We start from the raw sequence: 10,999 nt of genomic DNA on the forward strand, positions 1-10,999 counted from the left end.
TACTGGACCGAGATGGGGCCGCAGCGGTTCCTCCGCTGGGTCATGACCGACGACGAGGCCCCGCTGCTCGACGCGCTCGCCCGCCTGCGGGTTCGCGGCGAGGACACGCTCGGCGACGGCACCAAGCTGATCGGGCACTTCCGGGCGCATGGCCGGCTCGTGCCGGTGTGGGAGTTCGAGGCCGATGCGGCAGACCTCGAGAAGCCGGCCCAGGAGTTCCGGGCCCGCCTCGACGCCGCCCTCGCGGACGACGCCCCGCTGACGTCCGAGCAGCGCTCCGCTCGCAGCGCGTTGCTGAGCGGCCAGGTCCCGATCCGCTAAGGGGCTGCACCCCGGTGTTTTTCACGGGCGACACCCCGGGAATCCTGACCCCGGACACGCGGTTGAATGAGGCATGACAAGTTCGTATGACGTGGTCGTGCTCGGCGCCGGCCCAGGCGGCTACGTCGCCGCCGTTCGTGCCGCTCAGCTCGGACTGAGCGTGGCGGTCGTGGAGGAGAAGTACTGGGGCGGGGTGTGCCTCAACGTCGGCTGCATCCCGTCGAAGGCGCTGCTCCGCAATGCCGAGCTCGCGCAGATCTTCACCCAGCACGCCGACACGTTCGGTATTCGAGGCGATGTCAGCTTCGACTACGGCGTCGCGTTCGACCGCAGCCGTGAGGTCGCCGACGGTCGGGTCAAGGGCGTGCACTTCCTGATGAAGAAGAACGGCATCACCGAGCTCGACGGGCGCGGCACGTTCACGGGGCCCAACTCCCTCGAGGTCGCCCTGACGGCGGGCGGCACCGAGACCGTCGAGTTCGCCCACGCGATCATCGCGACGGGCTCGACCGTGCGCATGCTGCCGGGCGTGAAGCCCAGCGCCAACGTCGTGACGTACGAGGAGCAGATCCTCAACCGCGACCTGCCGCGCACGATGCTCGTGGTCGGCGCGGGTGCAATCGGCATGGAGTTCGCGTACGTCCTCAAGAGCTACGGCGTCGACGTGACGATCGTGGAGTTCCTCGACCGGGCGCTGCCCAACGAGGACGTCGAGGTGTCCAAGGAGATCACCAAGGCGTACCGCAAGCTCGGCATCCCGATCCTGACGTCGACCAAGGTCCAGTACGTCACCGACCACCGTGACGGCGTGACCGTGACCTACACCGGCAAGGACGGCGCCAGCACCACGATCGAGACCGACCGCGTGCTGGTCTCGGTGGGCTTCGCGCCGCGCGTCGAGGGCTTCGGGCTCGAGACGACGGGCGTCGAGCTGACGGACGGCGGCGCGATCGCGATCGACGAGCGGATGCGCACCAACGTGCCGCACATCTTTGCGATCGGTGACGTCACGGCCAAGCTGCAGCTCGCGCACGTCGCCGAGGCGCAGGGCGTCGTCGCGGCGGAGACGATCGGCAACGCGGAGACGCAGGAGCTCGGCGACTACCGGATGATGCCACGGGCGACGTTCAGCCAGCCGCAGGTCGCGAGCTTCGGCCTGACCGAGCAGCAGGCCCGCGACGAGGGCTATGACGTCAAGGTCGCGAAGTTCCCGTTCACCGCCAACGGCAAGGCGCAGGGACTCGGCGAGCCGGGCGGGTTCATCAAGCTCATCGCCGACGGCGAGCACCTCGAGCTGCTGGGCGGCCACCTGATCGGCGCGGACGTCGCGGAGCTGCTGCCGGAGCTGACGCTCGCGCAGAAGTGGGACCTCGGCGCGCTCGAGCTGGCCCGCAACGTGCACACGCACCCGACGCTGAGCGAAGCGCTGCAGGAAGGCTTCCACGGCCTCGCCGGCCACATGATCAATTTGTGAGCACCTTGCCGGCTACTCGCCCGGCGAGATGGCGCGGCGGTAGGCGTACCACCCCAGGGCGCAGGCCGAGACCGCCATCGGCAGTGCGGTGAGGAGGCCGATCACGCCGTTCCCCGGGATGAGGAAGGTCAGCACGGCGGTCATCAGGCCGATGGGGATCCAGACCGGAATCACCTTCGCTCGGAGCAGCCCGACCGCTTGGATGATCTGCCCGAGGATGGCGAGTGCGGCGCCGGTGATCATCACCGCGAAGATGTAGTCGATGTTGTCGTTGACGGTGTCGAATGCCTGGCGCCCGGCAGCGGGGTCCAGGGATGGATCGGTCGGGAAGAAGTAGGCGGTCGCCCAGCCCGCGACGCCCACGCCCTGGGCGATGATCCCGGTGATCAGCAGGACGGCGCCGACCGTCGCCCAGGTGCTGCCACGGTGTCGCACCAGGTAGAGCGTCGCGATGGCCTGCAACGTGGTGCCGAGGATGCCGACGACCGCGAGTCCGGTGAGGAGCCCCCACCACAGCTCACGCTGGTCGGCGATGTCGGCGTACGCGTAGGTCTCGCCGCCACCGCTGGGCTCGGGCCACAGCACGCCGCCGACCACGGCAATCACGGAGGCGATCGCGAGGACGACCGCGAGGAGGCCGATGCGACGAGTGGTGGCTGATTCATGGGGTTCGGCGTGCAGCGCCGAGGGCGAGTGGGTGGACATGTGCGGCGTCCTTCCTGATGGGTGATCGAGCAGCTCCATGGTTTCGGCGCGGGCAGTGCTGGCGCATCGTTGCGGGCACGGGTCCTTGACCTCCGTGTTGACACGGAGGCCGCGGGGTCTGACGCGCTCTACCCTCGGTACATGCGGCCGGAGCGAGTCGGACTGTCGATGCTCGCGGCGGCTGCCCTTGCGGCGGCCGCCGGCACGGCACTGCTGCTGACCAGCGGTCACCTGGAGCCGGCGAGTGCTGCCGGGTTCGGTGGTCTTGCCGCCCTCGGGGTCCTGACCGCGGGGCTCGGGCTCGCCGTGACCTGGCAGGTGTCCCGCAACGCCGTCGGCCCGCTGCTCGCCTGCTGCGGTCTGCTGACCACGATGCTGGCGGCGCGCGAGGTGTACTACCGCGTGTGGCTGGGCGACCACGCTGCGGTGCCGCTCGACACCCGTGTCGTCGCGTGGCTCGACGAGAGCGCGTGGTGGCTGCTGTCCACGATTGCCCTGCTGTTGCTTGTCTTCCCCACGGGGCGTGTGCCCGGGCCTCGCTGGCGGGCGGTGCCGGGCGGCCTGCTCGGCGCCACGGCGGTCGTACACGCCAGCGGAGCCTTCGCGACCATGCCGTTCACCCCGCCGATGGAGGATGTGCCGCGGCCGTACGGCGGTTACCCCGTCGCCATCGAGGTGCTGAGCAACGTCGCCTTCGTCGTGATGATCGCCCTGATCCTTGCCTGCGGGGCGTCTCTGGTCGTGCGCTACCGCCGTGCGTCAGGTGTGGAGCGGGCCCAGGTCCGCTGGCTTGCGTTCGCCGGCGTCCCGCTGGCGGCATACCCGCTCATCGCCCTGGCCGAGATGGCGATCACGGGCAGCGTCGACTGGGTGGCAACGGCCGGTGCCGGTCTCGCCCTGGTTGCGCTCCCGGTCTCGGTGACGGTCGCAATGCTGCGGCATCGGCTGTACGACGTGGACCGGGTGCTCGCCGACACGGTGAGCTACGCCGTGGTGGCGGCCGCCCTGGTGGCGGCGTACGCAGTCGCGGCGCCGGTCCTTGGTGTGCTGCTCGGCCGGGACTCACCCGCCGCGGCTGCCGGTGCCACGGCGGTGTGCGCGGTCCTCCTGGCGCCGTTGCGGACACGGCTCCGTCGTGCCGTCGACCGCCGGTTGTTCCCGCCCCGCCGGGCGGCGCTGCAGGCGGTCGAGGAGCTCCAGCAGCGGATCCACCGGGAGGGCGCTCAGCCCGAGGAGCTCGAGCAGGTGCTCCGCGCGGCACTGCGCGACGACGAGCTGAGGGTCGGGATGCTGGTTCCTGGCGAGTCGGGCTTCGTCGACGTACGCGGGTCACGGGTGCCTGACACCGGACTCACCCCGGTGACGTTGGGTGACGTGCAGATAGGGGTCCTGACGGCATCCGCGCAAACCCCTCCGTCGGTGCTGCGTGAGCTCGCCGCCGCGGCTGCAGGTCTGGTGGAAGTGATCCGGCTGCGTGCCGAGCTGGCACGCGCGCTCCGCGAGGTCGAGGCCAGCCGTATGCGTCTGGTCCAGGTCGGCGACTCCGAACGTCGCCGGCTCGAACGCGACCTGCACGACGGGGCTCAGCAGCGACTCGTGGCCCTCGGCATGGCGCTGCGGCTCGCACAACGTCATGTGCCCGACGTCGACGTCGATGCTGTGATGGACCAGGCGGTCGCCGAGCTGGCGACCGCCGTTGCGGAGCTCCGCCAGATCGCCCATGGGTTGCGGCCGACCAGCCTCGACGACGGCCTGCACGCCGCGCTCGCCGCGCTGACCAGCAAGCTCCCGGTCCCGGTCGTCCTGGACGTCGAGCCCGCCGAGATCGCGGAGCAAGTCGCGACGACGGCCTACTTCGTGGCCGCGGAGGCGATCACGAACGCCGCGAAGTACGCGCAGGCCAGCACCATCCACGTACAGGTCACGCAAGATGACGCCGGGGTTGCCATTCGGGTGCAGGACGACGGTATCGGCGGCGCCCAGGCGCGGACCGGATCCGGCTTGTCCGGACTCGCCGACCGGGTCGCCGCGCTGGGCGGCTCGCTCGTGCTGAGCAGCCCGGCCGGTGCGGGCACGACACTCGAGGCGGTGCTGCCATGCGAATCGTGATCGGTGAGGACTCCACGCTCTTCCGCGAAGGACTGGCCAGCCTGCTCACGGACGCGGGCCACGAGATCGTCGGTCGTGCCCCGGACGCCGAGACGTTGCTGGACGTGGTCGCCGAGACTCAGCCTGACCTGGCCGTGGTCGATATCCGGATGCCTCCGGACCTCACTGACGACGGCGCCCGGGCGGCCCGGCTCATCAGAGAGCGGCACCCGGGCGTTGCGATCGTGCTGCTCTCCCAGCACGTGGAGACCAAGCACTCGGTCGAGCTGGTCAGCGCTGGCGGCTTCGGCTACCTGCTCAAGGATCGCGTCCTCGACGTCGACGACTTTCTCGGCTCCCTCGACCGCGTAGCGGCCGGCGGCTCCGCGCTCGACCCCGAAGTGGTGAGCCGTCTGCTCGGCGCACGCGACGGCCTGGCCGCCCTCACCGCACGCGAGCACGACGTCCTCGCCCTGATGGCCGAAGGCCTCACAAACGTGGGAATCGCTCGCCGGCTCTTCCTCACCCAGCGCACCGTCGAGACTCACATCGGAAGCATCCTGGCCAAGCTCGGCCTGATCACCAACGAGGAGGAGCACCGCCGCGTGCTGGCAGTCCTCCGATATCTCGGTTCCTCAGGACCGAGTACAGGAGGATGACATGATCGCTCGGGTTGCAGTCTGGGAGCCAATGCCTGACGACGAGCGGCAGTGGGTCATCGATGCCGCGAAGAACGTGCCTGGAGTCCTGAACGCCTATCACCTCCTGGACCCGGCGACAGGCAACGGCTTGTCGATCGCGCTGTTCGAGGACGACGTCGATGTCGCCAGGGTCAAGGCGACGATCGCCGAGAAGGCACTCGAGATCGGCTGGAATGACGTGCCCCGTCCGTCTCCCAAGTCGGAAACCATCTACCGGGTCATTCGCAGTGGCTGACTCGCTGAATTCGGCCCCCAGCGACGGGGCCGCGGGAGGGAGCGCTGCGACCGACGGGGCGTACGGCGAGGGGCTCGGGGGAGCTTGTCGGCTCGCTGCCCTTCGCTCGCAGAGCTCGCTCCCAGTCGGCCGCGGGCGGCCTCCTTAGGGAACGGGGTGCGCCTGCTGTCACACCTTGGGGGGCTGCGTCGTCTGGGGGGTGAGCGGCGCAAGAGCGTCGCAGAACAGGAGAAACCCCATGCCTCGCATCCCCGCACTCGCTCCCCAGGACGCCGGGACGATCGTCAAGCTCGGCTACCGGATGGCGCGCAGGCGGCTCGGTGAGGTGCCTGAGCCGTTCGCGGTGCTGGCACGCCATCGCAAGCTCTTCGTCGCCGCGGCTCGCCACGAGCTGGCAGTGGAGAAGGCCATGCACGTCGTGCCGCCGGCCCTCATCCAGCTTGCCGTCTACCGCACGGCCTGGACCGTGGGCTGCTCGTGGTGCGTCGACTTCGGCACGATGCTGCAGCGCATGGATGGGCTCGACATCGACCGGTTGAAGGAGATCGCCAGCTTCGAGACGTCGGACAAGTTCACCGATGCCGAGCGCGAGGTCATCCGGTACGCCGATGCGATGACGGCGACGCCGATGGCGGTGTCCGACGAGCAGGTCGCCTCACTCGTCGACACGTACGGGAACGAAGGCGTGCTCGAGCTGACGTACCAGATCGGGCTCGAGAACCAGCGGGCCCGGATGAATCACGCCCTCGACATCACCGACCAGGGCTTCGGGACCGGCGACTCCTGCCGGGTGCCGTGGGCTACTGAACCGGTTGGGGCCACGACGGGAGCCTGATCCCGGCGTGCTTCTCGGGGTTGGCGATGTCGAACACCGCCACGACGAGCCCGTCGCGTACGGCGAAGCCGCCGACGCGTGCGGGTGAGGTGGTCTGCTTGGTCTCGCCGACCCACCCCGTGGTCGCGATGCCGAGCTGGCCGTTGACCAGGACCGGCTGAAGGTTCTCGAGCGCCGCGGGCCCGTAGCGGCGGAACAGCCCGAGGTAGAACCGGGCGACCTTGTCGGCGCCGTGGATGACGTTGACCGCGGTGTTGGTCGTGCCGTTGGCGTCGCCCATCACCAGGGCGTCGGGGTGGAGCGTCGCAAGCACCGCGTTGAGGTCGCCGGTCGCCATCGCCTCGAGGAAGCGGCTGACCGCGAGGTTGTGCTCGTCGTCGTCGACCGGTGGTGGTGGGTCGGCCACGGCCTTGCGGGCACGCGAGGCGAGCTGCCGGGCGTTGGCCGGCTCGATCGACAGCACGTCGGCGATCTCGCCGAATGGCACACCGAACGCATCGTGCAGCACGAACGCGACCCGCTGATCCGGCGGCAGCACATCGAGCACGACGAGCGCCGCGAACCGGTTGTCCTCCTGCTGGACGATCGAGGCGAGCGGGTCGTCGGATCCCTCCATCGGGGTGACGACCGGCTCGGGCAGCCACTGCCCGACGTACGTCTCGCGCCGCGCGGCGGCCGAGGTCAGCCGGTCGAGGCACAGGCGGCTCACGACCGTCGTGAGCCACGCCTGCAGGTTGTCGATCCGGGCGTCCGTACGGTCGAGCCGCAGCCAGGCTTCCTGCACCGCGTCCTCGGCGTCGGCGACGCTGCCGGTCAGCCGGTAGGCCACGTTGAGCAGGCGCGGGCGCTCCGTCTCGAACGTGTCGACCAGGGTCATGGCTCAGTCGCGATCCATGGGGCACGACATGCAGCGCGGACCACCACGACCGGAGCCGAGCTCGGATCCGCTGATCGCCACGACCTCGATGCCGTGCTCCTCGAGCCGCGCATTGGTCTGCTCGTTGCGCTCGTAGGCCACGGCGAGCCGCGGGCCGATCGCGAGGGTGTTGTTGCCGTCGTCCCACTGCTCGCGCTCAGCGGTGACCGGGTCGAGGCCGGTGTCGATCTGGTGCAGGGTGTCGATGCCCATCGCCTTGGCGGCTGCGGTGAAGAACGACTGCTCGTCCGCCACGACGAGGTCTTCGCCGGTGTAGGTCACGGCGTGCGCGCGGAGGTTGTCGGCCATGTTGGGGTAGATCACGACGGTGTCGACGTCGACCATCGTGACGATCGTGTCGAGGTGCATCGTGGCGCGCTCCTGCGCGATCGGCACGGCGAGCACGGTGTGGGCGAGCCCGCCGGTCAGCACCTGACGGGCGAAGCGCTCGAAGCCCGCCGGGGTCGTGCGCTCGCCGACGCCGACCGCGATGACGCCGGGCGCGAGCAGCAGCACGTCGCCGCCCTCGACGTGCTCGAGGTGCGGCCCGTGGACGCGCGGAACGCCGGCGAAGCGGGGATGGTGCTCGTAGATCAGCCCGGTCAGCTGCGTCTCGCGAACCCGCGCGGGCATCGCGAGGCTCGTCACCGCGACGCGGCCCGGCAGCCACACCGAGGAGTCGCGCGTGAACAGCAGGTTGGGCAGCGGCTCGATGAGGAAGTCCTCGGGCGGCAGCAAGCTCGTGACGATGCTGCGGAAGCTCGTGACCTCGTCGTTGCGCAGGCCTGCCGTCAGCGTCAGGGCGAGCTCGTCCGGCGCGAGATCGGTCATGACCCGGGCGATGTGCGTGCGCAGGCCGTCGCCGAGCTGCAGGCTTGCGGTGGTGCTCTCGATGATCGTGGCGCGCGCCTCTTCGACCGCCAGCGACTCGACCAGCAGATCCACGAGGTAGAGCACCTCGACGTCGCGGTCACGCAGGGCCTGGGCGAAGGCGTCGTGCTCGTCCTGCGCCCGGCCGAGCCACGGGATGCCGTCGAACAGCAGCTGGTCGTTGTTGCGGGGCGTCAGGCGGCCGAGCTCAGGGCCCGGCCGATGCAACATGACCGTACGCAGGCGACCGACTTCGCTGTCCGCTCCGAGACCCATGGGTGCCACCCTAGATGACGACCGTCTCGGGCATTCTGTGTCGAGCGACGCACGCGAATTTTTAACGATCTGGCCCTTCTCGGGCATACGCTCATACGTGTGGATTGGAACGAATACGACGCCGCCCTCTTCGACCTCGATGGCGTGATCACGCCGACGGCAGAGGTGCACATGCGTGCCTGGGCCCAGATGTTCGGCGACTTCCTGCGGGAGCGCGGGATCGCGGAGCCCTACACGGATGACGACTACTTCACGTACGTCGACGGCAAGCCGCGTTACGAAGGTGTCCGGTCCTTCCTCGCGAGTCGCGGGATCGAGCTGCCCGACGGCGATCCGGGCGATGCCCCTTCGTCGATCTCGGTCGCCGGTCTCGGCAACCGCAAGAACGCTGACTTCGAGCAGATCCTGGCGACCGACGGCGTCCAGCCCTATCCCGGCTCGGTCAAGCTCGTCAACGCCCTGGTCGAGCGCGGCACCAAGATGGCGATCGTCTCGAGCTCGCGCAATGCCCCGGCCGTCCTGCGTGCCGCGAACATGATCGACTTCTTCCCGGTCATCGTCGACGGCCTGGTCGCCGCCGAGCGTGGCCTCGCCGGCAAGCCCCTGCCCGACACGTTCCTCGACGCCGCCGAGCAGCTCGGCGTGCCCAAGGAGCGGGCCGTGGTGTTCGAGGACGCGCTGTCGGGCGTTGCCGCGGGTCGCGCCGGCGACTTCGGCCTCGTGGTCGGTGTCGACCGCGGCGTCGGCCCGGACAAGCTGCTCGAGAACGGCGCCGACGTCGTCGTCCGGGACCTCGAGGAGCTCCTGCCATGACACATGAGGCACTCATGCCGTTTGCCCAGTATCGTGGGCCTTCTTGGGGGGTAGCGGCATGACCGGTCCTTCGCACATTGCGCCGCAGGTCCACGACTTCCTCGACCGCTCACGCTTCCCGGTCGACGAGTGGGCTCTGGTCGAGACCCACATCGGCAGCCATGACCTCGGCACGACCGAGACGCTGTTCTCGGTCGGCAACGGCTACCTCGGCCTGCGCGGCAACGTCGACGAGGGCCGCGACTCGTTCTCGCACGGCACCTACATCAACGGCTTCCACGAGACCTGGCCGATCCAGCACGCCGAGGAGGCCTTCGGCTTCGCGCGCGTGGGCCAGACGATCGTCAACGCCCCGGACGCCAAGGTCATCCGCCTCTACGTCGATGACGAGCCGCTGCTGCTGCAGATCGCCGACCTCATGGAGTACGAGCGTCGCCTCGACTTCCGCTCCGGCGTGATGTCGCGCGAGATCCTGTGGCGTACGCCCGGTGGGAAGCGGGTCCAGATCCGCTCGCGCCGCATGGTGTCGTTCACGCAGCGGCACCTCGCGGTGATGACGTTCGAGGTCACGATGCTCGACGACTACGCCCCGGTGGCGATCTCGTCGCAGATCCTCAACCGCCAGGACGGCGAGGACGAGTACCACGTCCGCTCCAAGGCGATGGGCGAAGGTGTCGATCCCCGCAAGGCCAGCAGCATGCGGCACCGGGTCCTGATCCCGCAGAGCAACTCCGGCAGTGCCGCCGACGGCCGGGTGGGGCTGGGCTACCAGTGCACCGAGAGCGGCATGACGATCGCGGTCGCGGCCGATCACCGGCTCGAGACCGCCAACAACTACACCAAGCGCATCCAGACCGATGACGACCTGGCGAAGATGACCTATCGCATCGACGCCGAACCCGGTCAGCCGATCGTGCTGACCAAGATGGTCAGCTATCACACGTCCCGAGGCGTTCCGTCGCGCGAGCTGCTCGACCGCTGTACGCGTACGCTCGACCGCTCTCAGGACGAGGGCCTCGACCAGCAGTTCGCCGACCAGCGCCAGTGGCTCGACGACTTCTGGGAGCGTTCCGACGTCGAGGTCCCGGGCCAGCCCGAGGTGCAGCAGGCGGTGCGCTGGAACATCTTCCAGCTCGCCCAGGCCTCGGCCCGCGCCGAGGGCACCGGCATCCCCGCCAAGGGTGTGACGGGCTCCGGCTACGGCGGTCACTACTTCTGGGACACCGAGGTCTACGTCCTGCCGTTCCTGACCTACACGACCCCGCGCGCGGCCCGCAACGCGTTGCGCTTCCGCTACACGCTGCTCGACGCCGCCCGCAACCGCGCCAAGCAGCTCGCCCAGCAGGGTGCGCTCTTCCCGTGGCGGACGATCAACGGCGAGGAGGCCTCGGCCTACTACGCAGCCGGCACCGCGCAGTATCACATCGATGCCGACATCTCCTACGCGTTGAGCCAGTACCTCGCGGCCACCGGCGACACCGACTTCCTGACCCGCGAGGGCATCGACGTCCTGGTCGAGACCGCCCGCATGTGGGTCGACCTCGGCTTCTGGCTCAACGAGGAGGACGGCACGTTCCACATCCATGGCGTGACCGGCCCCGACGAGTACACGACGGTCGTCAACGACAACCTCTTCACCAATGTCATGGCGCGCTTCAACCTGCGCCGCGCCGCCGAGGCCGTACGCGACCTGGCGATCCGTGACGGCATCGAGTACGACCGGGTGGTCAATCGCCTCGAGCTCGACGAGCGCGAGGTCGCCGAC

General features: G+C 69.4%; 11 protein-coding genes. 8 read left to right on the top strand and 3 right to left on the bottom strand.

Annotation, left to right across the window (positions count from 1 at the left end; all coding sequences use genetic code 11):
• Both V6M46_RS17485 and lpdA read left to right on the top strand, forming a co-directional pair.
• Positions 1-321 (top strand): DUF5926 family protein (locus tag V6M46_RS17485; protein WP_332667425.1); only part of this gene is annotated, 321 nt, incomplete at its 5' end.
• Between the two features lie 73 nt (positions 322-394).
• Positions 395-1,795 carry a dihydrolipoyl dehydrogenase gene (gene lpdA / locus V6M46_RS17490; protein WP_332667428.1) on the top strand — a complete coding sequence of 467 codons (1,401 nt, stop codon included), beginning with the start codon at positions 395-397 and terminating at the stop codon, positions 1,793-1,795.
• A gap of 12 nt (positions 1,796-1,807) precedes the next feature.
• On the opposite strand, the gene V6M46_RS17495 is transcribed toward lpdA, so the two are convergent.
• The gene (locus tag V6M46_RS17495) at positions 1,808-2,500 is read right to left on the bottom strand and encodes a hypothetical protein (RefSeq protein ID WP_332667429.1); all 693 of its coding nucleotides are present in this window, start codon (positions 2,498-2,500) and stop codon (positions 1,808-1,810) included.
• Positions 2,501-2,641: 141 nt separating this feature from the next.
• Between V6M46_RS17495 and V6M46_RS17500 the strand changes: the two genes are divergently transcribed.
• The 4 genes from V6M46_RS17500 (at position 2,642) to V6M46_RS17515 (ending at position 6,359) form a co-directional block, all read left to right on the top strand.
• The gene (locus V6M46_RS17500; protein ID WP_332667431.1) at positions 2,642-4,609 is read left to right on the top strand and encodes a sensor histidine kinase; all 1,968 of its coding nucleotides are present in this window, start codon (positions 2,642-2,644) and stop codon (positions 4,607-4,609) included.
• The gene (locus V6M46_RS17505; protein WP_332667433.1) at positions 4,597-5,247 is read left to right on the top strand and encodes a response regulator transcription factor; all 651 of its coding nucleotides are present in this window, start codon (positions 4,597-4,599) and stop codon (positions 5,245-5,247) included. Before V6M46_RS17500 ends, V6M46_RS17505 begins: the two co-directional genes overlap by 13 nt.
• Positions 5,248-5,278: 31 nt before the next feature.
• A complete protein-coding gene (locus tag V6M46_RS17510; protein WP_332667435.1) occupies positions 5,279-5,524 on the top strand; it encodes a hypothetical protein in 246 nt (81 codons plus the stop codon).
• 238 nt (positions 5,525-5,762) lie between these two features.
• Complete coding sequence (locus V6M46_RS17515) at positions 5,763-6,359, top strand: carboxymuconolactone decarboxylase family protein (protein WP_332667437.1); 597 nt, start codon at positions 5,763-5,765, stop codon at positions 6,357-6,359.
• On the opposite strand, the gene V6M46_RS17520 is transcribed toward V6M46_RS17515, so the two are convergent.
• Positions 6,325-7,236, bottom strand: a complete 912-nt coding sequence (locus tag V6M46_RS17520) for a sigma-70 family RNA polymerase sigma factor (RefSeq protein WP_332667439.1) — start codon at positions 7,234-7,236, stop codon at positions 6,325-6,327. The genes V6M46_RS17515 and V6M46_RS17520 overlap by 35 nt on opposite strands.
• A gap of 3 nt (positions 7,237-7,239) precedes the next feature.
• Complete coding sequence (locus V6M46_RS17525; RefSeq protein ID WP_332667441.1) at positions 7,240-8,421, bottom strand: arginine deiminase; 1,182 nt, start codon at positions 8,419-8,421, stop codon at positions 7,240-7,242.
• Positions 8,422-8,520: 99 nt separating this feature from the next.
• On the opposite strand from V6M46_RS17525, the gene V6M46_RS17530 reads away from it, so the two are divergent.
• Positions 8,521-9,234, top strand: a complete 714-nt coding sequence (locus tag V6M46_RS17530; RefSeq protein WP_332667443.1) for an HAD family hydrolase — start codon at positions 8,521-8,523, stop codon at positions 9,232-9,234.
• 58 nt (positions 9,235-9,292) lie between these two features.
• Positions 9,293-10,999 (top strand): glycoside hydrolase family 65 protein (locus V6M46_RS17535; RefSeq protein ID WP_332667445.1); only part of this gene is annotated, 1,707 nt, incomplete at its 3' end.

Origin of the sequence: Aeromicrobium sp. (assembly GCF_036676885.1) — a bacterium.
In the GTDB taxonomy this organism is placed as follows: domain Bacteria; phylum Actinomycetota; class Actinomycetes; order Propionibacteriales; family Nocardioidaceae; genus Aeromicrobium.